The organism is Streptococcus sp. 32226D021BW (assembly GCF_053545015.1).
In genome coordinates, this window is record NZ_JBPPVC010000012.1 from 1 (window position 1) to 25,792 (window position 25,792).

The window sequence follows — 25,792 nt, forward strand, 5'->3', positions numbered from 1 at the left end:
TTTTTTACGAAAATCTAATGAATATGCCATAAGTACATTATACCATAAATGTACTATTTTTGTTTCATTTTACTATAACACGAAAACGGGAGAGTTCGACGTTTAGTTTCATTTGATTTTCTCCTTGTGAAAACCCTGTCGCAGTGACAGGGTTTTTTGAAATTATTTAGTTTTTCCCACTGCGTTCTGGTCTCCAGAAGTCCGTAACAGCTCCTTTAGAGGCAGAGGATACGGTGTGGGCGTATTTTCCGAGAACACCACGAGAGTAGAGTGGTGGAATAACAGTTGTTTTCTTGCGTTCTTCGATTTCTTGGTCAGAAACATGCATGGTGATTTCCTTGGTATCTTGGTCCACCGTCACCAAATCTCCTGTGCGGAGGTAGGCGATTGGACCACCATCCTGGGCTTCAGGAGCAATGTGACCAACAACCAGACCATAAGTTCCGCCAGAGAAACGACCGTCTGTCAGAAGGGCCACCTTATCCCCCTGCCCCTTGCCGACAATAATAGAAGAAAGGGACAGCATTTCAGGCATACCAGGACCGCCTTTTGGTCCAACATAGCGGACAACGACTACATCGCCATCTACGATTTCGTCAGTCAAGACTGCTTCGATAGCTTCTTCTTCCGAATCAAAGACCTTAGCTGGTCCAGTATGATTGCGGACTTTCACGCCTGAAACCTTGGCAACGGCACCTTCAGGCGCAAGGTTACCTTTCAAGATAATCAGAGGTCCATCCGCTCGTTTTGGATTTTCAAGTGGCATGATGACATCTTGACCTGGAGTCAAGTCTGCAAAAGCTTCAAGGTTTTCAGCAACGGTTTTACCTGTACATGTGATGCGATCACCATGAAGGAAGCCGTTTTTGAGCAAGTATTTCATGACAGCTGGGACGCCACCGACATTGTAGAGGTCTTGGAAGACATATTTTCCTGATGGTTTCAGGTCTGCCAAGTGAGGTACCCGTTCTTGGAAATCATTGAAATCTTCCAAGGTCAAGTCAACGTTGGCAGCGTGAGCAATGGCCAGCAAGTGAAGAGTAGCGTTGGTGGAACCACCGAGTGCCATTGTGACTGTAATGGCATCTTCAAAGGCTTCACGAGTCATAATGTCAGATGGTTTGATGCCCAGTTCTAACATGCGGACAACGGCACGACCTGCTTCTTCAATATCCGCTTTTTTCTCAGGAGATTCAGCAGGGTGAGAAGAAGAGCCTGGAATGGACATGCCCATAACCTCAATGGCAGTAGCCATGGTATTGGCAGTATACATGCCACCGCAACCACCAGGTCCAGGGCAAGCGTTACACTCGATTTGACGAACTTCTTCAGCAGTTAAGTCGCCATTGTTCCATTTTCCGATTCCTTCAAAAACGGATACCAAGTCGATGTCTTTACCGTTGAGATTACCTGGCGCAATGGTTCCGCCATAGGCAAATACAGCAGGAATATCCATGTTTGCGATGGCAATCATGGAACCAGGCATGTTTTTATCACACCCTCCGATAGCGACAAAGGCATCTACGTTATGACCTCCCATAGCTGCTTCAATAGAGTCAGCGATGATATCACGGGAAGTCAAGGAGAAACGCATGCCAGGAGTTCCCATGGCAATCCCGTCTGCAACGGTAATGGTACCGTACTGAACAGGCCAGCCCCCTGCCTCTTTGACGCCTTCTTTGGCTAATTTTCCAAAGTCATGCAAGTGTATATTACAAGGTGTATTTTCTGCCCAGGTTGAAATCACTCCGACGATTGGTTTTTCAAAACTATCATCGGTCATGCCTGTGGCACGCAACATAGCACGGTTGGGCGATTTGACCATCGAATCGTAAACAGAGCTACGATGACGGAGGTTTTTGAGTGTATCTTTATCTGTCATTTCTCTTCTCCCTATCTTTCTGGTGATTAGTTCCCTTATTATACCATAGTTATGAGGGAAATGAAAAAGGATTTGTTAAATGATGTGAAATTTCTGAATATTTCAAAAAATAAAACAAAACAGCCTTGGATGTTCTAAAGGCTGTTCTAGTTTGTTCTTGTTACTGAGCAGTTGCTCGGAGCTGTACTTTCTTGTTTCCGGTAAAGAAGAGGCTAATCAAGGCAAGAACTAAGAACCCTGCACCGATAAACCAATAGGGTTGGTCCAAGGTGGTTGAACGACCAGACAGGTTGATGATACCACGGAGCAGGAAGCCTGCTGTAATGGTGGCAACACCTGAATTCCAGAGATTAAAAGTCATTCGTGATAAGTTTGGCTTTAGAGTGAGCATACCAAGGAGTAAAGCTCCGCCAATCAGGGTCACACAGAACATATAATGCATGAAGAATGAAACCTCGCCATAACTAAGGCTTTCGTAGATACGGCTGAAGATAAAGAGGAAGGCTGTTGTAGCCAAGTAGGTAATGAAGGTACGCGCAGTACGCGTAGATGTTTGATTAGTAACCGATGTAGACAATGTCACTTACCGCCCTTTCTGAGATAGTATTTCCGTTTGTTGTTGGATTGTTGATGACTTGGCCGTTGAAGTAGAGGGTTGACGAACCACCACCGTCAAGGTTATAGGCTGTTTGGACACCATACTGCTTCATAACCTCGGCCATTTGATAGAGAGAAAGTCCTTGACTTTCAGATGTTCGCCCATCGGCTACGACGATAATATAATGGTTTTCATCGATAATTCCGATAGCAGAACGAGGATTGGATGACTTGGCACGTCCAACTTCTGTTGATGTATCAACGACAATTTCGCCATTCTCTACCAATGATGGACCGAATGCTAAGAGGTTGACGACCCCCTTGTCAATCAATTCTTGAGCAGTGATTTCATTTTCATAGATGATTTCAAATGAGCCGTCGGCGTAGATTGCCAAGTCGCCGTAAGCTGCATTGTCACGGACAGTGTCACGGTAGAGGACGCCGTTTTTAATGACATAACCAGTTGAGTTGGCGCCGTAATAGTCACCGTTGACAGCTAGGATAGCATTGTTTGCGGCAGCGGTTTCAGAAGTTTTGGCCGTTACGTTGGTACCGTAGGTATTTTGGGCTAGAGCTGTCTTTAGATACTCTGGAGAGCTGACCTGGATATCAGCCACATAGACAGTTGTGTTGTTGGTAGTGATGGTTTCTAAGTTAACTTGGATATTATCATCAGAGTAAGATGTATCTGTTGTCGTCACGTTGGTAGCTGTTGAGGCAGTAGTGGCTGATGAAGCGGTCGTTTCTGCTGTCGGTTGACTACTTGTAGTAGTGCTGTTTGCCGCGACGGTGGAAATAGCTTCAGACAGGATGAAAGTTTTCAACATAGAGTAGGAAAATCCACTCGTTAGCAGCATTCCAAAGATGGTGGCGTAGGCAAAGGGTTTTTTAAGCAATTTCATGGGAATATGATTTCCTTTCTTTAAAGATGATATTTTTTTGAATGAGCCAAGAGGCTAGGAAGAGGAAGACTCCGACCACAAGTTTGACAAGGTAGAGGTTAAGTCCAAGAATTTGATGGAAAAGATAAAGAAGAGCTGTATCAGCTAGGAAGAGAATGAGAGCTAGAGTAAAGTAGCCAGCACCTGTTCGTGCGACGCTTTCTTTGTTTTTAAAGACTAATTTCTTATTGAGGACAAAATTACAGCTAGCACTGCAGATGCGAGCAATGGTGTTAGCAACTAACAAACGTGCAGCAGTTGGCAGTCCGGTCAGCACCAATAAAGCTAAGGCATAGATACCATAGTCGACTAGGAATCCACCAAAAGATGCCAGGGCAAATTTGAAGAGATTCTTGTAAATGAGCAGTCCATCTTTTATGGGACGAAAATGCGAACTGGCATTATCATCGATATAAATGGTTTGGATTGGAACTTCCGTGATTTTATAGGCTTGACTTGCTTGGGTCAGCATATTCATTTCATATTCGTAGCGGTCACCCTCAATGTCCAACATAAATGGAATCATGTCGGTGTGGAAACCACGTAAGCCAGTTTGTGTATCGGATACATTGACACCGGTTTGTAGTCGGAACAAGACTCTAGTTAGTTTGTTACCAAATCGGCTACGGAGCGGGATGTCCTTAGTAAATTGACGAACGCCAAGGATGAGGCGGCTGGGTAGGTTCATGGCTGCGCGTGCGACACGGTCCATATCATTCACAGCATGTTGGCCATCTGCATCAGCGGTAACAACGACACCAGGCTTTCTCAAATCTTGGATAAAGCTAAAGGCAGTCCGTAAGGCTTGGCCTTTTCCTTTATTGACATCGTGGTGGAGAACAATGGCATAGGTTTTGGCGATTTCAATAATATTTTTGGCTTGCCCTGTACTTCCATCATCTACAACAATGACCTGGCAGTTTAGTCTATTCTTTATAACTTCTAAGAGTTGGATCAATTTTTCATCTGGCTGATAAGCCGGTATCACTACATAATACATATCATAAACCTCGTATGTTTTTCTTGATGAGTTTACTATACGGGACTTTCCTAAAAGCAAGCTAAAACTAGATGAGGCTTGCGATTAGCTTAAGTTTGCTTTAAGAATTTCTTTGGGAATTTTTAAGAATCCGAACAAATGTAGGAATTTTCAGAAAGTTTTCTTGACATTCCAATTCCTTGTGATATTATAGTAGATAACACATTTGCAGAGAGGAGGAACATTCGTGCAAGAAATTCAACTAGACCAACCACGTTCGGGGTCTTATCTAATTTTGGATACCTTGCATCAATTAGGAGTTGACTTAGTATTTGGTTATCCAGGTGGAGCAGTCTTACCACTATATGATGCAATTTACCAATATGAGGGTATTCAACATATCTTGGCTCGTCATGAGCAAGGAGCAGTTCACGAGGCAGAAGGTTACGCTAAATCATCAGGAAAGGTGGGTGTAGCCATTGTGACCTCTGGTCCAGGAGCAACAAATGCCATCACAGGCATTGCGGATGCTATGGGAGATAGCGTACCCTTGTTGGTCTTTACAGGTCAAGTAGCTACACGGGGAATCGGTAAGGATGCCTTTCAAGAGGCCGATGTCTTGGGTATGACTATGCCGATTACTAAATATAATTATCAGATTCGAGATACCGCAGATATTCCTCGTGTGATTACAGAGGCGCTTCATATTGCAACAACTGGTCGTCCAGGTCCGGTTGTCATTGATGTTCCAAAAGATATTCAAGAGAGAGTAGTTGATTTTTATCACGATCCAACCGTTCAACTCCCAAGTTACCAACCAACAGTTGAGCCAAATGGTTTACAGGTCAAGAAAGTATTGAAACAGCTTAGTCAGGCTAAGCAACCAGTTATCCTTGCTGGGGGTGGTGTCAACTACGCTGATGCCAATCAGGAACTGATTGCCTTTGCGGAACGTTACAGGATTCCAGTTGTTTCTACCTTGCTAGGTTTAGGTGCCATGCCAATTGAGCATGAGTTGGCACTCGGTATGGGTGGCATGCACGGTTCCTATGCAGCCAATATGGCCATGAATGATGCGGATTACATTATCAATATTGGCGCTCGTTTTGACGACCGATTGACAGGTAATCCTCTCACCTATGCACCGAACGCAACCGTTGCCCATATTGATATCGACCCAGCTGAAATCGGTAAGGTTAAGAAAACAGCCATACCAGTCGTGGGAGATGCTAAGGCAACTCTGCAAGCTCTTCTCAAGCTGGACCCAGTAGAAACAGACTATGCCGACTGGACTGCTCAGGTCTTAGAAAATAAACGCAGAGCACCATTCTGGTATGAGGAAGACCCGACAGTTATCAAGCCGCAACAAGCGATTGAGATAATTGGTCAGTTGACAAAGGGTGACGCCATCGTCGTAACGGATGTTGGTCAACACCAGATGTGGACTGCCCAGTTCTATCCTTACAAACATGCCCGCCAGTTGGTGACATCAGGTGGCATGGGAACCATGGGCTTTGGGATTCCAGCAGCCATTGGTGCCAAGTTAGCCAACCCTGATAGGGAAGTTGTTCTATTTGTTGGGGACGGTGGTTTCCAGATGACCAACCAAGAATTGGCCATTCTCAACGGCTATGGCGTCCCGATTAAGGTGGTTCTGATTAACAACCACTCGCTCGGCATGGTCCGTCAGTGGCAGGAGTCTTTCTATGACAAACGCCGTAGTCAGTCTGTCTTTGATGCGGAGCCAAATTTCCAGCTGCTAGCTGAGGCTTATGGCATTGCCCATTACAGTTTTGACAATCCAGCAACCCTGTCCGAAGATATGAAGGTCATTCTGGAAGACAAACCTATGTTGATTGAAGTGCATATTTCCAAAGCAGAGCACGTTCAACCAATGGTGCCAGCTGGCAAGAGCAATGCAGAGATGTTGGGGGTGAAGTTCAATGCGTAGAATGTTAACAGCAAAATTACGAAATTCATCGGGCGTCCTCAACCGCTTTACAGGTGTATTATCTCGCCGGCAAATCAATATTGAGTCCATCTCGGTCGGTCCGACCGAAGTAGATGGCATTTCCCGAGTTACAGTGATTGTCGATGTGGCAACCATGGACGAAGTAGAACAAATCATCAAGCAACTTAATCGCTTGATTGATGTGGTCCGTGTCCGCGATTTGACGGATATTCCACACTTGGAACGGGAGGTGATTCTGGTTAAAATCGTTGCTCCACCAGCTAAGCGGGCAGAAATTTTAGCCATTATCCAACCTTTCCGTGCTAGCGTTGTTGATGTGGCACCGCACTCCATTACCATTCAAATGACTGGCGACGGAGATAAGATTGACGCCCTCCTGCGTGTGATTCAGCCATATGGCATTAAGAATATCGCTAGGACGGGAGCAACTGGCTTTAGTCGAGATTAGTCTTAAACCCTTATAGAATAATAAAAAAATAGAAAAGAGAAAAAATTATGGCAGTAGCAATGCAATATGAAAAAGATGTAACAGTAGCAGCACTTGACGGCAAGCGTATCGCTGTTATCGGTTATGGTTCACAAGGCCATGCCCATGCCCAAAACTTGCGTGATACAGGACACGATGTTATCATCGGTGTGCGTGCTGGTAAGTCATTTGACAAGGCTAAAGAAGACGGTTTTGAAACTTTTGAAGTAGCAGAAGCAGCAAAACAAGCAGATGTTATCATGATTTTGGCTCCAGATGAAATCCAGGCTGACCTTTACAATGACGAAATCGCTCCAAACTTGGAAGCAGGAAATGCTCTTGGTTTCGCTCATGGTTTCAACGTTCACTTTGAATTTATTAAGGTACCAGCAGATGTGGATGTCTTCATGTGTGCACCGAAAGGTCCAGGTCACTTGGTACGCCGTACCTTTGAAGAAGGATTTGGTGTACCAGCCCTTTACGCAGTTTACCAAGATGCAACTGGAATCGCTAAGCACATTGCTATGGACTGGGCAAAAGGTGTTGGCTCAGCTCGTGTAGGTCTCTTGGAAACAACCTTCAAGGAAGAAACAGAAGAAGATTTGTTTGGTGAGCAAGCGGTTCTCTGTGGTGGCTTGACAGCTCTGATGCAGGCTGGATTTGAAGTCTTGACAGAAGCAGGCTATGCACCAGAATTGGCTTACTTTGAAGTGCTCCATGAAATGAAACTCATCGTTGACCTTGTTTACGAAGGTGGCTTCAAGAAGATGCGTCAATCGATCTCAAACACTGCTGAATTCGGTGACTATGTATCAGGCCCACGCGTGATTACAGACCAAGTTAAAGAAAACATGAAAGCAGTCCTTGCGGATATCCAGTCTGGTAAATTCGCCAACGACTTCGTCAACGACTACAAAGCAGGCCGTCCACGCATGGAAGCCTACCGCAAAGAAGCAGAAGGACTCGAAATCGAAAAAGTCGGAGCAGAACTCCGCAAAGCAATGCCATTCGTCAGCCGCAACGACGACGATTCGTTTAAGATTTATAATTAAAATAGTCCGGGGGACTATTTTAACCCGAGCTTGACAATAAGAGAGCGAGGCGGCCTGCGGATAGGCTATTCTAGCCTTTACCCAGAAACACGAAAGCAAGGCAGTCCGGGGGAGTGAAAGAGTCTGGGGATAGACTCTTTCAGCTGGTCGCCTAGAAATGTGAGAGCGACCATACGCCCTCGCTTGAAAACAAGAGAGCGAGGAAGTTGAAGTGGAGTGAAAGAGTCTGAGGATAGACTCTTTCAGCTGGCCGTCCAGAAATTCAAGCATACGCTTAAAGATTGGAAAGCGGAATTTTGGTTACGAATAGACAGTTGGAAAAGCTTTTGCTTCCCTATCCTATTTTGAAGTTAGGGAGTTTTGGAAAAGTTTAGTAGACAAGACATATTAAAGAGCTGGTGGGGCCAGCTCTTTTGACCGTCTATTTATGTTATAGTCCTTCAATAGATAATATTTGCTTTCTTCGGCTCCCTATGTCTAAGTGTAACTCATTCCATCATTAGAGAGGTTGCTTTGACCCACTCAAGGAAGATTCTGTGCAAAAGCAAACTAGGTCTATCCTATTTTTAGTCTATAAAATTCCTTCTTGTTTTTAAAGTGAATAGTCAAAGGAAGAATACTATAGCTAAAAAGTTCGGTATTTGAATGAAATGTATAATATTATTTTAAACATGCGTATAATTGTTAGTATTATTTTGAAAATACTGGTACAATATGATTATAGAAAGAAATTAGTGCAAATATGATTACAGCAAAAAATGTAGAGCAGGCCTACGAAGTCTTAAAAAGAGTTGTCGTTCGGACGCCATTAGATTACAGTCGCTACTTATCAGAAAAGTACGGAGCCACCATCTATATCAAGCGTGAGAATGAGCAGCGGGTTCGCTCTTTTAAGATTCGTGGAGCATACTATGCGATTTCACAATTGTCTGATGAAGAAAAATCACTAGGGGTAGTCTGTGCCTCGGCGGGTAACCATGCCCAAGGTGTTGCCTATACATGTCAAGAAATGCAGATTCCTGCGACAATCTTTATGCCTATTACGACCCCCCAGCAAAAGATTGGACAGGTTCGTTTCTTCGGTGGAGATTTTGTTGATATTCGTTTGGTAGGAGATACTTTTGACGAATCTGCCCAAGCAGCACAAGAATTTACAAAAGAGAGTGGAAAAACTTTTATTGATCCATTCGATGATGCCAATGTGCAGGCTGGTCAGGGTACAGTAGCTTACGAAATATTAGAAGAAGCTGAGGAACAGTCCATTAGTTTTGATCAAATCCTTGTGCCAGTAGGCGGAGGTGGATTGGTTGCCGGAGTCTCTGCGTTCTTGAAAGAAAATGCTCCTGAAATTAAGATTATCGGGGTTGAGGCAAACGGAGCCCGTTCCATGAAGGCTGCATTTGATAAGGGACGTCCAGTAAAACTAGCATCGATTGATAAGTTTGCGGACGGTATTGCTGTTCAAAAGGTTGGGGCTTCAACCTATGAAGTAGCTCGCAAACATGTGGATAAGTTGATTGGTGTTGATGAGGGGTGGATTTCAGGCACCATTTTGGACCTCTATTCAAAACTAGGGATTGTGGCTGAGCCAGCAGGAGCAGCGACTGTGGCAGCACTAGAAGTCGTTAAGGATAAGATTAAGGGACAGACTATCTGTTGTATCATTTCAGGTGGTAATAATGACATCAACCGTATGCCGGAAATGGAAGAAAGAGCTCTTATTTATGAGGGAATTAAACATTACTTTGTTGTGAATTTCCCACAACGTCCGGGTGCCTTGCGTGAATTTGTAAATGATATTTTAGGTCCAAATGATGATATTACTCGCTTTGAGTACATCAAACGTGCCAATAAGGGTACTGGTCCAGTCTTGATCGGGATTGCCCTGGGCAATAAGGAAGACTACGTCCAATTCCTTTCTCGCCTAGAAGATTTCGATCCACAGTATATCAATCTTCATGAGAATGATTCGCTGTATAAAATGTTAGTGTAAATGGGAGGTTTTTATGTCAACAGGTCCAGTCATTTTTCTAGTTAGCTTACTCTTTATGGTATTTCTGTTATTGATTTTGATCGTTTCTGGTCTCTATGTGGTCAAGCAACAGACAGTTGCCATTGTAGAGCGGTTTGGGAAGTACCAAAAGACTTCTACCTCTGGTATTAACTTTAAAATACCTTTTGGGGTAGATGTCATCGCGGCTCGTATCCAATTGCGGATGTTGCAAAGTGAAATTGTGGTGGAAACTAAGACCCAGGATAATGTCTTCGTGACCATGAATGTAGCTACTCAGTATCGTGTCAATGAAAATAATGTCACAGATGCCTACTACAAACTCATGCACCCAGAGGCACAGATTAAATCCTATATTGAAGATGCCCTGCGCTCTTCGGTGCCTAAGTTGACCTTAGATGAACTCTTCGAGAAAAAAGATGAAATCGCCCTTGAAGTACAAAAACAGGTGGCGGAAGAGATGTCGACCTACGGTTATGTTATTGTCAAGACCTTGATTACCAAGGTTGAGCCAGATGCCGAGGTTAAGCAATCAATGAATGAAATCAACGCAGCTCAGCGGAAACGGGTTGCGGCCCAAGAATTGGCAGAAGCCGATAAGATTAAAATAGTCACTGCTGCTGAAGCAGAAGCTGAAAAAGACCGCCTACATGGTGTGGGGATTGCCCAACAAAGGAAGGCAATTGTAGACGGACTAGCAGATTCTATTCGTGAACTGAAAGAGTCTAACATCAGCATGACAGAAGAGCAGATTATGTCTATCTTGTTGACCAACCAATACTTGGATACATTAAATAATTTTGCGCAAGGAGGTAATCAAACAATCTTTTTACCAGCTAATGCTGGCGGAGTAGAAGATGTTCGTACACAGATATTGTCTGCTCTCCAGGTAAAAAAATAAGTAAAATCCGAACATTTTACTTGACAAGTCAAAGCGATTTATACTATACTAAATTGCACGAATAAAAAGGAAAGGGGCTCATTATGACTAGTTACGAAAAAGTTGCCGCTGTTGTCGGTTGGGTACGCGAAAAGAAAATCACAGGCTACCGTATCTCTAAAGAAACTAATGCTCGTGAGATGTCAGTTATCGCTCTTGCACAAGGACGCGCTAAAATTGATAACATTTCATTTGCGACTGCCTTGGGGTTGATTGACTTTTACGATAAAAACCACAAGAAATTTGAAAACTAATCTAAATAATCATTTTATTTAGAATATTTACCGAGAAGACCGTTTGGTCTTCTTTTTTTATTTCAAAAAAACTTACCAGCTTTTGATACTCAATGAAAATCAAAAGTAGCCTAGGAAACGAAGCCGACGATAGAACTGAAGTTCATCTAGGCAAGTTGACAACGGATAATTTTGATTTTCGAAGAGTATGAAACTGGTAAGGTTACTATCTATAGGTGAGAAGGCTTATCCTAAAAAACGCTGTAGGAATTCGCGGGTCCGCTCTTCTTGTGGATTTTCAAAGATTTGTTGAGGAGTACCTTCTTCAGCGATGATACCCTTATCCATGAAGATAACACGATCAGAAACATCACGGGCAAATTCCATTTCGTGAGTAACAATCACCATGGTTAGACCTGACTTGGCCAAATCCTGCATGGTTTTGAGTACTTCACCGACCATTTCTGGGTCTAGAGCGGAAGTTGGTTCATCAAAGAGAATAACTTCTGGATCTACAGACAGAGCACGGGCAATGGCAACACGCTGTTTTTGGCCACCAGAGAGTTGGCTTGGTTTTGCCTGCCAGTATTGCTCAGTCATACCGACCTTATTGAGATTTTCTTTGGCGATTTTCTCAGCTTCTGCGCGATCGCGTTTCAATACAGTGGTTTGTGCTACGATGGCATTTTCCAAGACATTGAGGTTGTTAAAGAGGTTGAAAGACTGGAATACCATGCCTAGTTTTTCACGATAGGTGGTCAAATCATAGCCCTTGGCCAAGACATCTTGACCGTGGTAGAGGATTTGTCCCTCGGTGGGTGTTTCCAAGAGGTTGATGGAACGGAGGAAGGTTGATTTTCCAGAACCAGATGAACCAATGATGGAAATCACTTCTCCTTTTTCAACTGTTACAGAAATGTCCTTGAGGACCTGGTTTTGTCCGTAGGATTTCTTTAGATTTTTAATTTCAAGAATTACATTATTAGTCATGAGGCACCTCGATTTGCATTTGGTTGGCACCAGTTGTATAGGTGTCTGTGTCAAAGCGTTTTTCAACTGCTCGCAAGATGCGGGTCACAGTAAAGGTCAAGATAAAGTAAATGATGGCAATGACGGTAAAGGTTTGGAAGTACTGGTAGGTTTGTGTCGCCACGGTATTTCCTGAGAAGTACAATTCAACAACTGAGATAACGTTCAATACAGAAGTATCCTTGATGTTGATAACGAACTCGTTACCAGTCGCTGGTAGGATATTGCGGATAACCTGTGGCAGAACAATCTTGCGCATGGTCTGGTTGTGGGTAAAGCCAAGAGCCGTAGCGGCTTCGAATTGCCCCTTGTCTACTGCGAAAATACCACCGCGGACAATCTCACTCATGTAGGCACCGGTATTGATGGATACGATGAAAATGGCGGCGAGGGTACGGTCAAGGTTAAGACCGAAGGCTTGGGCAGTACCGTAGTAGATAACCATAGATTGTACAATCATTGGCGTACCGCGGAAAACTTCGATGTAGATATTGATAAACCAACCGAGAATTTTTTGACCAATAGCAAGAGCCTTGTTAGCTGCTTTTGGAGCAGTACGGAAAACACCAATCAAAAGACCGATAAGGGTACCGATAATGGTTCCAAGGATGGAAATGAGCAAGGTCATTCCAGTACCACGAAGCAATTGCTGCCAGTTGTTGACAATGATATTCCACACTTGAGCAAAGAAGCTAGGAGTTTCGCCTTCGCTGGCTTCTTCAACAGGCTGGTTTTCAATCATATTGTCCATAAGTGCAATTTGGTTGTTCTCCGAAAGAGTAGCTAGTACTTCATTGACCTGGCTGATGCGAGCATCGTCTTTACGCATACCGACAGCAATAGTCACGTCTTCAGCATTGGTTTCAAAATTATCTGATAATTCGACCATCTTGAATGCCTTGTTGGCTGCTTCGGCTGTACGACCTTCTGGACGCTCAGAAACATAGGCGTCAATGATGCCAGCTTCTAGGGCTTGACGGATTTGAGAGAAATCTCCCATAGCTGTTTGTTTGTCAGCACCTTGGATTTGGTCAATCAAATCGTAGAGGTAGACACCTTGCTGGGCAGTGATTTTTGCCCCAGCAAATTCAGCCAAGCTAGTCGCCTTAGCATACTGGCTGTCTGAACGCACGACCAAGGTTGGAATAGATGTATAGTAGCTGTCTGAGAAAGCAATTTCTTTCTTACGTTCTTCAGTTGGGCTCATGCCGGCGATGATCATATCAATCTTGCCAGAAGTAAGGGCAGGAACCAGACCTTCCCATTTGGTTTTGACAACCAGTAGTTCTTTGTCCAATGCTTCAGCAATTTTCTTAGCAACTTGAACGTCATAACCGTTGGCGTACTGGTTGGTTCCTTCAATAGGAACAGCACCGTTGCTGTCATCCTCCTGGGTCCAGTTGAAAGGTGCGTAAGCAGCCTCCATACCAACCCGGAGGTATTCATCTGCTTTTACGCCTGTTGCCATGGAAAAGACGGCAAGAAGACTTAGCAGAAAGATACTAAGTTTATGTTTCATAATGACTCCTTATTAAATGGTATTACACCATTTTATTAAAAATTCTGACAAATTTCAATATCCTTGAACTATCATTTTGTTATTTTTTATGGTATAATAGTGAGAATTGATAAAAAGGAGCTTTTTATGTTTTTAGAATTGTTGAAAGCCATATTCTTAGGAATTATTGAGGGGGTAACGGAATGGTTGCCGGTTTCTTCAACGGGACATTTGATTCTAGTGCAAGAATTTGTAAAACTCAATCAAAGCGCAAGTTTTGTTGAAATGTTTAATATTGTCATTCAATTGGGGGCAATCCTAGCAGTTATGACTATTTATTTCAATAAGTTGAATCCCTTTCAGCCTGGTAAAACTAAGAGAGAAGTGCAATTAACTTGGCAACTCTGGGCAAAGGTTGTCATCGCTTGTATTCCTTCCATTATTATCGCTGTACCTTTGGACAGTTGGTTTGAAGCACATTTTAACTTTATGGTACCGATTGCGATTGCCTTAATTGTCTATGGTATTGCCTTTATCTGGATTGAGAATCGAAATAGAGATGTGGCACCACAGGTGACGGATTTGGCTAAAATGTCTTATAAAACCGCTCTTCTCATCGGTTGCTTCCAAGTTTTAAGTATTGTTCCAGGAACCAGTCGTTCTGGAGCAACTATCCTTGGAGCGATCATTTTGGGTACAAGTCGAACGGTTGCAGCTGACTTTACCTTTTTCCTTGGAATCCCGACCATGTTTGGTTACAGTGGTTTAAAAGCGGTAAAATACTTCTTGGACGGAAATAGTCTAAATCTTGAGCAAGTTCTCATTCTCCTGGTTGCTAGTTTGACTGCCTATCTTGTTTCCTTAGTTGTTATACGCTTCTTGACCGACTTTGTTAAGAAAAATGATTTTACAGTTTTTGGATATTACCGGATTATCTTGGGAGCAATTTTGTTAGTCTATTCTTTTATCACATTCTTATTTTAAGAGCAGGGCAACCTGCTTTTCTTTTGTCTTTCAAGCAGTCATTTAGTATAATGGAAAGAGATATGTATGAGAATTGAAAATGAATGCTATATTTTTCGGCACCTATTCATAGTATGAGGTAAATATGAAAGTAAAACAAATTAGTGATTCGACCTTGAAAATCACTATAAAAATGGATGATTTAGAAGAAAGAGGGATGGAGCTGGCTGACTTCCTCATTCCTCAAGAAAAGACAGAAGAATTTTTCTATACCGTCTTGGACGAATTAGAATTGCCTTTAACCTTCCGAGAAAGTGGGATGTTGAGTTTTCGTGTCACTCCTAAACCAGATCGGGTGGATATTTTTGTAACCAAGTCTGACTTAGATCAGAATTTGAATTTTGATGAGTTTTCAGACTTGTCGGATTTTGGTGATATTTCCAGCATGAGCCCGGATGAATTTTTCAAGAATCTGGAGCAGACTGCTCGAGAGCGAAGCAGTAAGGATATGGATGCTGTTCGTCATTTGGAAGAAGTTGAAAAGGCTGAGGAAGCTGAGGAGAGTGAGTCAGAAGGCTACATCTACTACATCCTTGATTTTCCTAACATGGATGAACTGATGGCTTTTGTAGGAACAGTAGATTACCCTATCGAAGAGTCAGAGCTCTATAAGATGGACGGCCGCTACTATATGACTGTCTTGATCAATATCGAGGAACGTTCTAAGCGTTACCCTGACTATCTTCTGGCGCGTATGTTGGAATTTGCCAATGATACTAAGTTAACTAGACCTGTCCTGCAGGAACATGGGGTGACCCTCTTGCCAGTTGCAGCCCTAGAGGAACTTAGGAAGGTTTCCTTGCTATGATGCCTTTTGCTTTAAAATATATAATGGTCATCATTTCGACCATGGTTGTAGCTGCTTTTGCGACCCCTTTGGTCAGGTTCCTATCTCTCCGAGTAGGTGCAGTGGATAATCCAAACGCGCGTAGAATCAACAAGGTGCCCATGCCATCGGCTGGAGGCTTGGCTATCTTCATAGCTTTTGCCTTGGCTGCCTTGGTCTTTTTGCCGAGAATTGTCACCCATGTTAATTATCATGGAACCTACCTGCACTATGTTTTGCCCTTGATTGTATCCTCGCTTATTATCATCATTACAGGCTATATTGATGATGTGAAGGAGTTGGGTCCAGCTCCAAAGATGTTTGGAATTGTTCTTGCTGCGACCCTGATTTGGTTTTTTACGGAATTCCATTTTGATAGCTTCAAGATCCCATTCGGTGGGCCCTTGCTCATTTTTCCAAGCTGGCTATCCTTCTTTTTAACTGTCTTGTGGATTGTGGCTATTACTAATGCGGTCAACTTGATCGATGGTCTGGATGGTTTGGTGTCAGGGGTGTCTATCATTTCATTGACGACCATGGGAATTGTTTCCTACTTTTTCTTACATGATAGCAATATCTTTTTGACCCTGACTATTTTTATTCTGGTGGCCGCTATTATAGGCTTTTTGCCTTATAATTATAATCCAGCTATTATTTATCTAGGTGATACCGGAGCTCTCTTTATTGGTTTCATGATTGGAGTTTTGTCACTCCAAGGATTGAAAAATTCTACAGCAGTTGCGGTGGTTACTCCCATGATTATCTTGGGGGTTCCAATTACAGATACGGTTGTAGCCATCATCCGTCGAAAATTGTCTGGAAAAAAAATTTCAGAGGCGGATAAGATGCATTTACACCATCGTTTGCTATCTCTAGGCTTGACTCATCGTGGTACAGTTTTAGTTATCTATGCCATTTCCTTCCTATTTTCTTTGACTTCGCTCTTGCTTAATGTTTCCAGTCGTCTAGGTGGTGTTCTCTTGGTTCTAACCATGGGACTGGGTGTAGAGGTCTTATGTGAGTTGATAGGTATTTTTGGTGAAAATCGCATGCCCCTACTCAATCTCCTTCGATTCATTGGAAATAGCAGTTATCGTCAGGAACGCATAGCGGATTGTAAGGAAAAGCGCTGTCTTCGTAAGCAGCAAGCCAAGAAAAGAAAATAAGAATCTTTCTAAACAAGAAGAGAGCCCTTAGGCTCTTTTTTTGATATAATGAGAAAGATAATAAATAAAGGAGTATACGATGTCAGTATTAGAAATCAAAGACCTTCATGTTGAAATCGAAGGTAAAGAAATCCTCAAAGGTGTCAATTTGACCCTCAAAACAGGTGAAATTGCAGCCATCATGGGACCAAACGGAACAGGGAAATCCACCCTTTCAGCAGCCATCATGGGCAATCCAAGCTACGAAGTGACCCAAGGGGAAGTTCTCTTTGACGGTGTTAATATTTTAGAATTAGAAGTCGATGAACGTGCCCGTATGGGACTCTTCTTGGCTATGCAATACCCGTCAGAAATTCCAGGGATTACTAATGCAGAGTTCCTCCGTGCCGCAATGAACGCTGGTAAGGAAGACGAAGACAAGATTTCTGTTCGTGATTTCATTACTAAGTTGGATGAAAAGATGGAACTCCTCAACATGAAAGAGGAAATGGCAGAGCGCTACCTCAACGAAGGTTTCTCAGGTGGTGAGAAAAAACGCAATGAGATTCTGCAATTACTCATGTTGGAACCAACTTTCGCCCTTCTTGATGAGATTGACTCAGGTTTGGACATTGATGCCCTTAAAGTGGTATCAAAAGGTATCAATGCTATGCGTGGTGAAGGCTTTGGTGCCATGATTATTACCCACTACCAACGCTTGCTCAACTACATCACTCCTGATGTTGTCCATGTCATGATGGAAGGCCGTGTCGTGCTTTCAGGCGGACCAGAATTGGCACAACGCTTGGAAAAAGAAGGGTATGTCCAAGTCGCAGCTGAGCTTGGCATCGACTACAAAGAAGATGACATTTAAGCCTTTGGAGGACCCTATGACCAAAGATAAAATTCAAGAATTTTCAGCCTTGCAGGCAGAACCAACTTGGTTGACAGACCTGCGTCTTAAGGCTTTTGACAAAATAGCAGAGCTGGACTTGCCGGTTATCGAGCGGGTCAAGTTTCACCGTTGGAATCTAGGTGACGGAAGCCTAGCTACAAATGATGAAATCGGGGCAGTTCCAGATTTTACAGCTATCGGTGATAATCCGATGTTGGTCCAAGTTGGCAGCCAAACTGTTCTAGAGCAGTTGCCGGTTGACCTTGTAGAGAAAGGTGTAGTCTTTACTGACTTCGCATCGGCTATGGATGTCATTCCTGATGTCATTGAAAAATACCTCGGTGCTGCCGTAGCCTACGATGAGCACAAATTAGCAGCCTACAACACAGCCTATTTCAACGCAACAGCAGTACTTTACGTGCCAGACAATGTTGAAATTGACCAGCCAGTTGAAGCTCTTTTCTACCAAGACAGCACTAGTCCAGTTGCCTTAAACAAACGTGTTCTCATCATCGCTGGAAAAAATGCCAAGCTTAATTACCTGGAACGCTTTGAAAGTCTAGGCGACGGCGCAGCAGCGACTTCAGCTAATATTGTCGTGGAAGTAATCGCCCTTGCAGGTAGCCAAATCAAGTTTGCAGCTATCGACCGCCTTGGTAAGCATTTGGATACCTACCTCAACCGTCGCGGCTATCTCGGAAACGATGCAACGATTGACTGGGCGATTGGTCTGCTCAACGAAGGAAATGTGGTTGCCGATTTGGATAGCGAATTAAAAGGAAACGGTAGCCATGCCAACCTCAAGGTTGTTGGTCTTTCATCAGGCCGTCAGGTCCAAGGTGTGGATACGCGCGTGACCAACTACGGTCATAATTCGGTCGGTCACATCCTGCAACATGGGGTTATCTTAGAAAGCGGAACCTTGACTTTTAACGGTATCGGTCACATTGTCCGTGGTGCCAAAGGTGCGGATGCCCAGCAGGAAAGCCGTGTCCTCATGCTGTCTGACAAGGCTCGCTCCGATGCCAACCCAATTCTCCTCATTGATGAGAATGAGGTCACAGCTGGACACGCAGCCTCAATCGGTCAGGTGGATCCAGAAGATATGTACTACCTTATGAGTCGTGGTCTGGACCGAGCAACTGCTGAACGCTTGGTTGTTCGCGGTTTCCTTGGCGCAGTCATTACCGAAATTCCTGTCAAGGAAGTTCGTGACCAACTGATTGCCGTGATTGAAGAAAAACTAACAAAGAGATAAGATATGGATTTGGAACGCATTCGCAAGGATTTTCCAATCCTAGACCAAGTTGTTAACGATGAGCCGCTGGTCTATTTGGACAATGCGGCGACCACCCAAAAACCGCAGCAGGTACTAGATGTGCTGGCGGATTATTACCAGAAGGACAATGCCAATGTCCACCGTGGCGTTCACACCCTTTCGGAACGGGCAACGGCTCGCTATGAAGCGGCTCGGCAGAAGGTGGCTGATTTTATCCAGGCCAAGTCTAGCAAGGAAATCCTCTTCACTAGAGGAACGACCACTAGTCTTAACTGGGTAGCTCAGTTTGCTAAGGAAATTCTCCAGCCAGACCAGGAAGTGATAATTTCGGTCCAAGAGCACCACTCCAATATCATCCCTTGGCAGCAAGCCTGTCAGCAAACAGGTGCCAAGCTCCGCTATGTGACCCTAAAAGACGGCGAGTTGGATGTGGACAGCCTCAAGTCCATGCTCTCCGAAAAGACCAAGTTCGTCTCCTTAGCCCATGTGTCCAATGTCTTAGGCAGCGTGGCTCCTATTGGGGAAATAGCAGAGCTGGTACATCAAGTCGGTGCCTACTTGGTGGTGGACGGAGCCCAGTCAGTTCCCCACATGGCTGTCAACGTGCAAGAATTAGACGTGGATTTCTATGCCTTTTCAGGTCATAAGATGTTAGGACCGACAGGAATCGGCGTTCTCTACGGCAAGGAAGAATTGCTCAATCTCATGTCGCCAGTTGAATTCGGCGGTGAAATGATTGACTTTGTCTATGAGCAGTCAGCCACTTGGAAGGAATTACCTTGGAAGTTTGAGGCAGGAACGCCCAATATTGCAGGTGCGATTGGGCTGGGAGCGGCCATTGATTACCTGACCGAAATTGGTATGGATGCTATCCAGGCCCACGAGGCAGAGTTGGTTGACTATGTCTTTCCAAAATTGCAGGCTATTCCAGGCTTGACCATTTATGGCAGTCAGGACCTGTCCAAGCGGACGGGAGTTATTGCCTTTAACTTGGACGACTTGCATCCACACGATGTGGCAACCGCTCTGGACTATGAAGGTGTTGCTGTGCGGGCTGGCCACCATTGTGCCCAACTGCTTCTCAGATATTTGCAGGTGCCTGCTACTGTACGAGCAAGTTTTTACATCTACAATACCAAGGCTGACTGTGATAAGTTGGTCGAGGCAATCATCAAGACAAAGGAGTTTTTCAATGGCCCTATCTAGATTGGATTCTCTTTATATGGCAGTTGTGTCTGAACACTCCAAGTCGCCTCGTCATCGCGGAAGCTTGGACGGAGTGGAAAAGTTGGAACTCCACAACCCGACCTGTGGCGATGTGATTGAATTGTCCGTCAAGATTGAAAATGGGAAGGTTTCCGATATAGCCTTTGATGGCGTTGGCTGTACCATTTCAACCGCCTCGGCTTCTATGATGACCGAGGCAGTGCTTGGCAAAGAAATTAAGCATATTAAAGAATTAGCCGAAATCTTCTCACAAATGGTCCAAGGGCAAGAGGATGAACGTCAAAAGGAGTTAGGGGACGCCTCTCTCCTTGCAGGTGTCGCCAAATTTCCCCAACGAATCAAATGTGCCACATTACCATGGAATGCCCTGAAGAAAGCACTGGAACATAGTGAGAGTGCTAACTGAGCATCAATATAGTCATTTAGTTTTTCTTTTATTACTTCGTTAACTCGCTTTGCCGTACTCCAGTACTGTCTGCAGCTCGTTGCCTAGTACTAAAAGTAAACTAAAAGACTATAAATAAACAAAAAACGAAAATCATACAGAAAGGATTGTTCAGTTTCTGATTGGAATTGAACAGGCTCAGGAAGCTTTGAAGAAAGCGTAATAGCATTCTCATACTTTTTGGGCTTAGTATCTTATATTATGTCAGAAGAAAGAATTGAACCAACCCCAATTGATCTTGGGGAATACAAATTCGGTTTCCATGATGAAAACGTGGAACTGATGGCTTCGACAGGTAAGGGTTTGAACGAAGAAGTGATTCGTGAAATGTCCCGTATCAAAGGCGAGCCTGAATGGATGTTGGAATTCCGTTTGAAATCCTACCAAACCTTCAAGAAAATGCCGATGCAGACTTGGGGAGCCGACTTGTCTGAACTGGATTTTGATGATATTGTCTATTACCAAAAGCCGTCAGATAAGCCAGCACGCAGCTGGGACGATGTGCCAGACAAAATCAAAGAAACTTTTGAACGCATCGGTATTCCAGAGGCCGAGCGTGCCTACCTAGCAGGTGCTTCTGCCCAGTACGAATCAGAAGTGGTCTACCACAACATGAAGGAAGAGTACGACAAGCATGGCATTATCTTTACGGATACCGACACGGCTCTTAAAGAACACCCAGAGCTTTTCAAAAAATACTTTGGAAAACTTGTTCCGCCGTCAGATAACAAACTGGCTGCCCTCAACTCAGCGGTTTGGTCAGGTGGCACCTTTATCTACGTACCAAAAGGTGTTAAGCTGGATATTCCGTTGCAAACCTACTTCCGTATCAACAATGAAGGAACAGGGCAGTTCGAACGCACCCTCATTATCGTGGATGAAGGAGCAAGTATTCACTATGTAGAAGGCTGTACCGCTCCAACTTACTCAACAGCCAGCCTCCACGCTGCTATTGTGGAAATTATTGCCCACGAAGGTGCCTATATGCGTTATACGACCATTCAAAACTGGTCTGACAACGTTTATAACTTGGTAACCAAGCGTGCACGTGCCGAGAAAAATGCCACAGTCGAGTGGATTGACGGAAACCTGGGTGCTAAGACGACCATGAAATACCCAGCGGTTTACTTAGAAGGAGAAGGGGCGCGTGGAACTATGTTGTCCATTGCCTTTGCTAATAAAGGTCAGGTCCAAGATACCGGTGCTAAGATGATTCATAACGCCCCACGCACCTCATCTTCTATCGTGTCCAAATCCATTGCTCGTGGTGGTGGAGAAGTCAACTACCGTGGTCAAGTAACCTTTGCAAAAAACTCAGCCAAATCTATCAGCCACATCGAGTGTGACACCATTATCATGGATGATATTTCCAAATCAGACACCATTCCATTTAATGAAATCCACAACTCACAAGTGGCCCTCGAACACGAAGCCAAAGTATCAAAAATCTCAGAAGAACAGCTCTACTACCTCATGAGCCGTGGCTTATCCGAATCCGAAGCCACAGAGATGATTGTCATGGGCTTTGTCGAACCATTCACAAAAGAACTCCCAATGGAATACGCAGTCGAACTCAACAGACTGATTGCATATGAGATGGAGGGCTCGGTTGGTTAGATTTTTGGCAATTTAGCAAACATGAGTCTGCTAAAAGCCAAAAAATCTCCAACCGAGGTTGGAGATAAGGAGCGATGGAAATCGCTCTTCTCTATAAATAACATAGTCTGGGAGACTAGATTACCCTACTGACGTCGCTTCCTGTAAGGAAGCGACATATAGTACGGAGTTCCAGTGGAACTCCTACCATGGAAGTTGGAAAAAGAGAGCGACGGCAGTCGCTCTTCTTTATAAATAACATAGTCTGGGAGACTATTTTTACCTTACTGACATCGCTCCCTGCAGGAGCTCTACAAGCCTATAACATAAAAATACTATGCCGAGTGCTTATCCGGCATAGTATTTTTTGTTATAATTTCTCGTTCACATATCGAACGAAGTTATTCCACCAGGAAACTGGCCAAGGAGCTTTTTTCATATCATTTGGGAGGACCATTTCCACACTGGCTTGCGCTCCAATATAACCTTTTCCAATCAAGTCTTGGTCTTTTAATTGTAGTTTTCCAACAACGCTACCAGCAGTCAAGGGGGCATCGATTTCATTTGTAATAGGGATAAAGTTTGCAGACGCAGTCAATTCTGTCTGGTTGCGCTGAACGACGTATAAGTCTGCAGCAGCAACGACGGGACTGGTTTCCTTTTCTCCATTAAAGACCTTAATTTTACTATTGTTGTAGGCTTTTCCTTTTTCGGCAATTGCAACCCGTGAAAAATTGGCATAGACATAGTTCATCAAATCATTGGTTGCAACAAAACGATTATCAGGCATAGCCAAACCGTCTGTGGCATTGAGGACTACTGTAATGACACGCATACCAGCTTGTTGGGTTGTGGCCAAGAAACCTGAACCAGCAGAGTTTGAGGTCCCTGTTTTCAACCCATCCACTCCCCCACGAGCATGGGTTCCGTCACTCAGCATTTGGTTGGTGCTATAGTAGGTATAGCCACCAAAGTCATAGGCGTTGAGTGAGGTAATCTCTAGGACTTGCGGATAGTCAAGAATGAGCCGACGTGCAATAATAGCCATATCGAGTGCTGAAAAGTGATTGGCATCTTCAGGACTGGAACCAGGATAGATATTACCTCCTAAATCAGCATTATCCAATCCAGAAACGTTAACGATTTTAGCATCTGTAATGCCCCATTCCTGGACTTTTGTTTTCATTCGGTCCACAAATGCAGCTTCGCTACCCGCTATTTTTTCAGCCAGAGCAATGATGGCGCTGTTGGATGAAGTGATGAGAGAGGCATTCAATAGATCACGGACAGAATAAGTGCGCTCATCCAAATTCACGTTACTGAGTTCGATATTGGCAGTCAAGCTATAGGAGTAGTCTGAAATGTCCACCATGGTATCCAAGTTGATTTCTCCTTTTTCCAAGGCTTCGTAGACCATGTAGACACTTAAGAGCTTACTGATGGAGGCGACACTGGCTTTGGTTTCAGCATCTTGTTGAAAAAGGATTTTTCCTGAATCAACCTCAACCGCGATAGCGTGTTTAGCTGCTACCGAGAAATCGTCCGCTAGGACAGCGGGGCCTCCGATAAGAAAACTAAAGGTTGCCAATAATAGAAGTATTAACTTACGCATAAACATTCCTTTATCTAATATTTCTTCCATTATATCACATGGATTGTAAGAAAAATAAGGAAAAAACATGAAAAATGATAGAAAATAATGAAAATTTATGTTTTTACAAAATTTTCTGACAAAAAGACTTTATTTAAGAAAATTTTATGATATAATAAATTTCATAATGACATTAGATTATATGTCATAGAAAAAGAAAAACAGAGGTGTTTTATGAAAAAGACAACAAAACTCTTTGCCTTAGCAGGCATCACACTCTTATCTGCATCTGTTTTAGCAGCTTGTGGTGCTAAGTCGTCATCAAGTTCATCAGAACAAAACTTGTCATTTCCATCAGATGTTTCTCAAGATGGAACAGCTGTTTCTGGTGCTCAATTAAATTATGCTTGGGTATCTCCTACAACTTCTTCAGGTCTTTTGATTGACGAGCTGACTGAAAATACAACTGACTCAACATTTGGTGGAATGGTTGATATTCCAATGTTCGGTTACGATGGAGATCGTAAGTTGGACGATTCAGGTCTTGCTAAAGCTGAATTTGATGTGGAAGGCAAAAAAATCACTGTTAGTTTGACAGGTAAAGACTACAAGTGGTCTGATGGTCAGCCATTCACAATCAATGATTACATCTTCACAATCAAGTCATTGGCAAGCAAAGACTACACAGGTGTGCGTTTTGATGATAAATTCTTGAACATCGTGGGTATGGAAGAATTTGTGGCCGGAACAGCATCAGACATCTCTGGTATTAAGAAAGTTGACGACTACACAGTAGAATTGACAGTGAAAGAAATGTCACCTTCTATGATGTATGCCGGTGGTGATGTACCTGCCTATGTTCAACCAGAACACATCTATAAAGATATCCCGGTAGCAGATTGGGAAAAGAGCGAGTACTCTCGTACTGCTAAACTTGTAGGTATGGGTCCATGGAAGATTAAAGAAATTGTTAACGGTGAGTCTATCACTTACGTTCCAAACGAACACTTCTTCAAGGGAACAACTCCAAAAACAAGTTCATTGAAAATCGATATCGTATCACCTGATACAATCGTTTCTGAGATGAAAGCTGGTAACTACGATATCGCAGAAATGCCTGTTGACCAATTGGATTCATATAAAGATGCTTCTAACTTGAACATCGTTGGATCTTTGAATTCAGCTTACGAATATATTTCATTCAACTTTGGTAAATATGACGAAGCTGCTGGCAAGAACGTTATGGATGAGAACGCTAAGATGAATGATGTGAATCTTCGTCAAGCGATTGCCTATGCAATTGACACCAAAACTGCTGGTGAGTCATTGTACAATGGTCTATACCACCCAGCTAACTCATTGATTATCTCATTCTTCGGCGATATTCACGATTCTGAATTGGAAGGATACACATACGATCCAGAAAAAGCTAAGAAACTCTTGGATGAAGCTGGCTATAAAGATGTAAACGGCGACGGTATCCGTGAAGGCAAAGATGGTAAAGAATTCAAGATTACCTTCGCAGCTCGTAAACGTACTGAAGCAAACGAAGCTCTTGTACAACAGTACCTTGCTTGGTGGAAAGAAGTCGGCCTAAACGTTGAATTGTACACAGGTCGTACAGTTGAAGTCAACTCATTCTACGATGCAATTCAAGCGAATGATGCTTCAATTGATATGTATGCTGGTGGTTGGTCTACAGGTTACGATCCAAACCCAACAGGACTTTGGGGTCCAATCGCAGCCTTCAACATGTCACGTTTCGTATCTGAAGAAAATACAAAATTGTTGGATGCTATTAGCTCTACTGATTCATTCGATGAGAAAACAAACCTTGAAAACTACAAGGCTTGGCAAAAATATGCTTATGAGCAAGCATTTGCTATTCCAACATTTGAATCTGAGTCAATTGTAGCACTTAACAAACGTGTGAAAAACTATGACACTAATTATGGTTCAGCTTCAGAAAATGGTATTGCTCTCGAAAATATCGAATTGTCTGCTGACAAAGGTGTAGCAGCAGAATAATTTGTAGCAGATAACAATAGAATCTGAAAAAGCCAACCTGGTTGGCTTTTTTCAGATGGCTATTGGAATTTTCAGATAATTATGGTATAGTAGAACCAGTACACAAAAAAAGAGTAATTTGCTTTTTAATATATGAA

Annotated in this window: 22 protein-coding genes; 15 read left to right on the plus strand and 7 right to left on the minus strand. The window is 43.4% G+C overall.

Going from position 1 to position 25,792, the window contains the following annotated elements:
* Positions 1 to 166: 166 nt before the first annotated feature.
* The 4 genes from ilvD to ACEE44_RS08030 all read right to left on the minus strand — a co-directional run bounded on the left by ilvD (position 167) and on the right by ACEE44_RS08030 (position 4,420).
* Positions 167 to 1,882, minus strand: coding sequence for a dihydroxy-acid dehydratase (ilvD, locus tag ACEE44_RS08015; RefSeq protein WP_449171867.1), 1,716 nt, complete (start codon positions 1,880 to 1,882; stop codon positions 167 to 169).
* 160 nt (positions 1,883 to 2,042) lie between these two features.
* A complete protein-coding gene (locus tag ACEE44_RS08020) occupies positions 2,043 to 2,465 on the minus strand; it encodes a hypothetical protein (RefSeq protein WP_332410771.1) in 423 nt (140 codons plus the stop codon).
* Positions 2,440 to 3,381 carry a phosphodiester glycosidase family protein gene (locus ACEE44_RS08025; protein WP_449171868.1) on the minus strand — a complete coding sequence of 314 codons (942 nt, stop codon included), beginning with the start codon at positions 3,379 to 3,381 and terminating at the stop codon, positions 2,440 to 2,442. Before ACEE44_RS08025 ends, ACEE44_RS08020 begins: the two co-directional genes overlap by 26 nt.
* Positions 3,368 to 4,420, minus strand: a complete 1,053-nt coding sequence (locus ACEE44_RS08030; protein ID WP_449171869.1) for a GtrA family protein — start codon at positions 4,418 to 4,420, stop codon at positions 3,368 to 3,370. Before ACEE44_RS08030 ends, ACEE44_RS08025 begins: the two co-directional genes overlap by 14 nt.
* A gap of 226 nt (positions 4,421 to 4,646) precedes the next feature.
* Here ACEE44_RS08030 and ACEE44_RS08035 point away from each other — a divergent pair, with 226 nt between their 5' ends.
* The 6 genes from ACEE44_RS08035 (at position 4,647) to ACEE44_RS08060 (ending at position 11,094) form a co-directional block, all read left to right on the plus strand.
* Positions 4,647 to 6,350 carry an acetolactate synthase large subunit gene (locus ACEE44_RS08035; protein ID WP_449171870.1) on the plus strand — a complete coding sequence of 568 codons (1,704 nt, stop codon included), beginning with the start codon at positions 4,647 to 4,649 and terminating at the stop codon, positions 6,348 to 6,350.
* The gene (gene ilvN, locus ACEE44_RS08040) at positions 6,343 to 6,819 is read left to right on the plus strand and encodes an acetolactate synthase small subunit (RefSeq protein ID WP_105125208.1); all 477 of its coding nucleotides are present in this window, start codon (positions 6,343 to 6,345) and stop codon (positions 6,817 to 6,819) included. Before ACEE44_RS08035 ends, ilvN begins: the two co-directional genes overlap by 8 nt.
* A 47-nt stretch (positions 6,820 to 6,866) precedes the next feature.
* Positions 6,867 to 7,889 (plus strand): ketol-acid reductoisomerase, encoded by a 1,023-nt coding sequence (gene ilvC, locus ACEE44_RS08045; protein ID WP_449171871.1) that lies wholly within the window; start codon positions 6,867 to 6,869, stop codon positions 7,887 to 7,889.
* A gap of 742 nt (positions 7,890 to 8,631) precedes the next feature.
* Positions 8,632 to 9,882 carry a threonine ammonia-lyase IlvA gene (gene ilvA, locus ACEE44_RS08050; RefSeq protein WP_449171872.1) on the plus strand — a complete coding sequence of 417 codons (1,251 nt, stop codon included), beginning with the start codon at positions 8,632 to 8,634 and terminating at the stop codon, positions 9,880 to 9,882.
* Positions 9,883 to 9,895: 13 nt separating this feature from the next.
* Entirely contained in the window at positions 9,896 to 10,801 is a 906-nt protein-coding gene (locus ACEE44_RS08055; protein WP_449171873.1) for an SPFH domain-containing protein, read from the plus strand.
* Between the two features lie 83 nt (positions 10,802 to 10,884).
* Complete coding sequence (locus tag ACEE44_RS08060; protein WP_009910800.1) at positions 10,885 to 11,094, plus strand: capsule biosynthesis transcriptional regulator; 210 nt, start codon at positions 10,885 to 10,887, stop codon at positions 11,092 to 11,094.
* Between the two features lie 225 nt (positions 11,095 to 11,319).
* On the opposite strand, the gene ACEE44_RS08065 is transcribed toward ACEE44_RS08060, so the two are convergent.
* Positions 11,320 to 12,063 carry an amino acid ABC transporter ATP-binding protein gene (locus tag ACEE44_RS08065; RefSeq protein WP_449171874.1) on the minus strand — a complete coding sequence of 248 codons (744 nt, stop codon included), beginning with the start codon at positions 12,061 to 12,063 and terminating at the stop codon, positions 11,320 to 11,322.
* Positions 12,056 to 13,621, minus strand: coding sequence for an ABC transporter substrate-binding protein/permease (locus ACEE44_RS08070; RefSeq protein ID WP_449171875.1), 1,566 nt, complete (start codon positions 13,619 to 13,621; stop codon positions 12,056 to 12,058). Before ACEE44_RS08070 ends, ACEE44_RS08065 begins: the two co-directional genes overlap by 8 nt.
* 126 nt (positions 13,622 to 13,747) lie before the next feature.
* Between ACEE44_RS08070 and ACEE44_RS08075 the strand changes: the two genes are divergently transcribed.
* From ACEE44_RS08075 to sufB, 8 genes are all read left to right on the plus strand, one after another.
* Positions 13,748 to 14,584, plus strand: a complete 837-nt coding sequence (locus tag ACEE44_RS08075) for an undecaprenyl-diphosphate phosphatase (protein WP_449171876.1) — start codon at positions 13,748 to 13,750, stop codon at positions 14,582 to 14,584.
* A 124-nt stretch (positions 14,585 to 14,708) separates the two neighbouring features.
* Positions 14,709 to 15,431, plus strand: a complete 723-nt coding sequence (gene mecA / locus ACEE44_RS08080; protein ID WP_449171877.1) for an adaptor protein MecA — start codon at positions 14,709 to 14,711, stop codon at positions 15,429 to 15,431.
* Positions 15,428 to 16,615 carry a glycosyltransferase family 4 protein gene (locus tag ACEE44_RS08085; protein WP_449171878.1) on the plus strand — a complete coding sequence of 396 codons (1,188 nt, stop codon included), beginning with the start codon at positions 15,428 to 15,430 and terminating at the stop codon, positions 16,613 to 16,615. The genes mecA and ACEE44_RS08085 overlap by 4 nt, the downstream gene beginning before the upstream one ends.
* A 79-nt stretch (positions 16,616 to 16,694) precedes the next feature.
* A complete protein-coding gene (gene sufC / locus ACEE44_RS08090; RefSeq protein ID WP_024376584.1) occupies positions 16,695 to 17,468 on the plus strand; it encodes a Fe-S cluster assembly ATPase SufC in 774 nt (257 codons plus the stop codon).
* Positions 17,469 to 17,484: 16 nt separating this feature from the next.
* Positions 17,485 to 18,747, plus strand: coding sequence for a Fe-S cluster assembly protein SufD (gene sufD, locus ACEE44_RS08095; protein WP_449171879.1), 1,263 nt, complete (start codon positions 17,485 to 17,487; stop codon positions 18,745 to 18,747).
* A 3-nt stretch (positions 18,748 to 18,750) separates the two neighbouring features.
* On the plus strand, positions 18,751 to 19,974 hold the full coding sequence (locus tag ACEE44_RS08100) for a cysteine desulfurase (protein ID WP_336384688.1): 1,224 nt from the start codon (positions 18,751 to 18,753) through the stop codon (positions 19,972 to 19,974).
* The gene (sufU, locus tag ACEE44_RS08105; protein WP_449171880.1) at positions 19,961 to 20,401 is read left to right on the plus strand and encodes a Fe-S cluster assembly sulfur transfer protein SufU; all 441 of its coding nucleotides are present in this window, start codon (positions 19,961 to 19,963) and stop codon (positions 20,399 to 20,401) included. The genes ACEE44_RS08100 and sufU overlap by 14 nt, the downstream gene beginning before the upstream one ends.
* Before the next feature lie 240 nt (positions 20,402 to 20,641).
* Positions 20,642 to 22,057, plus strand: coding sequence for a Fe-S cluster assembly protein SufB (sufB, locus tag ACEE44_RS08110; RefSeq protein WP_449171881.1), 1,416 nt, complete (start codon positions 20,642 to 20,644; stop codon positions 22,055 to 22,057).
* A gap of 349 nt (positions 22,058 to 22,406) precedes the next feature.
* Here the strand turns inward: sufB and pbp3 are convergent, their stop codons facing one another.
* Entirely contained in the window at positions 22,407 to 23,648 is a 1,242-nt protein-coding gene (pbp3, locus tag ACEE44_RS08115; RefSeq protein ID WP_449171882.1) for a D-alanyl-D-alanine carboxypeptidase PBP3, read from the minus strand.
* Between the two features lie 213 nt (positions 23,649 to 23,861).
* Here pbp3 and ACEE44_RS08120 point away from each other — a divergent pair, with 213 nt between their 5' ends.
* Positions 23,862 to 25,655, plus strand: coding sequence for an oligopeptide ABC transporter substrate-binding protein (locus ACEE44_RS08120; protein ID WP_449171883.1), 1,794 nt, complete (start codon positions 23,862 to 23,864; stop codon positions 25,653 to 25,655).
* Positions 25,656 to 25,792 lie beyond the last annotated feature (137 nt).

Excerpts from the sequence above, each read along its gene's own strand:
- ACEE44_RS08075 (WP_449171876.1), top strand. The coding sequence starts at position 13,748 with ATGTTTTTAGAATTGTTGAAAGCCATATTCTTAGGAATTATTGAGGGG.
- ilvN (WP_105125208.1), top strand. The coding sequence starts at position 6,343 with ATGCGTAGAATGTTAACAGCAAAATTACGAAATTCATCGGGCGTCCTC.
- pbp3 (WP_449171882.1), bottom strand. The coding sequence starts at position 23,648 with ATGCGTAAGTTAATACTTCTATTATTGGCAACCTTTAGTTTTCTTATC.
- ACEE44_RS08100 (WP_336384688.1), top strand. The coding sequence starts at position 18,751 with ATGGATTTGGAACGCATTCGCAAGGATTTTCCAATCCTAGACCAAGTT.
- sufC (WP_024376584.1), top strand. The coding sequence starts at position 16,695 with ATGTCAGTATTAGAAATCAAAGACCTTCATGTTGAAATCGAAGGTAAA.
- ilvA (WP_449171872.1), top strand. The coding sequence starts at position 8,632 with ATGATTACAGCAAAAAATGTAGAGCAGGCCTACGAAGTCTTAAAAAGA.
- ACEE44_RS08055 (WP_449171873.1), top strand. The coding sequence starts at position 9,896 with ATGTCAACAGGTCCAGTCATTTTTCTAGTTAGCTTACTCTTTATGGTA.
- ilvC (WP_449171871.1), top strand. The coding sequence starts at position 6,867 with ATGGCAGTAGCAATGCAATATGAAAAAGATGTAACAGTAGCAGCACTT.
- ACEE44_RS08070 (WP_449171875.1), bottom strand. The coding sequence starts at position 13,621 with ATGAAACATAAACTTAGTATCTTTCTGCTAAGTCTTCTTGCCGTCTTT.
- mecA (WP_449171877.1), top strand. The coding sequence starts at position 14,709 with ATGAAAGTAAAACAAATTAGTGATTCGACCTTGAAAATCACTATAAAA.
- ACEE44_RS08120 (WP_449171883.1), top strand. The coding sequence starts at position 23,862 with ATGAAAAAGACAACAAAACTCTTTGCCTTAGCAGGCATCACACTCTTA.
- ACEE44_RS08065 (WP_449171874.1), bottom strand. The coding sequence starts at position 12,063 with ATGACTAATAATGTAATTCTTGAAATTAAAAATCTAAAGAAATCCTAC.
- ilvD (WP_449171867.1), bottom strand. The coding sequence starts at position 1,882 with ATGACAGATAAAGATACACTCAAAAACCTCCGTCATCGTAGCTCTGTT.
- sufU (WP_449171880.1), top strand. The coding sequence starts at position 19,961 with ATGGCCCTATCTAGATTGGATTCTCTTTATATGGCAGTTGTGTCTGAA.
- ACEE44_RS08030 (WP_449171869.1), bottom strand. The coding sequence starts at position 4,420 with ATGTATTATGTAGTGATACCGGCTTATCAGCCAGATGAAAAATTGATC.
- ACEE44_RS08085 (WP_449171878.1), top strand. The coding sequence starts at position 15,428 with ATGATGCCTTTTGCTTTAAAATATATAATGGTCATCATTTCGACCATG.
- ACEE44_RS08060 (WP_009910800.1), top strand. The coding sequence starts at position 10,885 with ATGACTAGTTACGAAAAAGTTGCCGCTGTTGTCGGTTGGGTACGCGAA.
- ACEE44_RS08025 (WP_449171868.1), bottom strand. The coding sequence starts at position 3,381 with ATGAAATTGCTTAAAAAACCCTTTGCCTACGCCACCATCTTTGGAATG.
- sufD (WP_449171879.1), top strand. The coding sequence starts at position 17,485 with ATGACCAAAGATAAAATTCAAGAATTTTCAGCCTTGCAGGCAGAACCA.
- sufB (WP_449171881.1), top strand. The coding sequence starts at position 20,642 with ATGTCAGAAGAAAGAATTGAACCAACCCCAATTGATCTTGGGGAATAC.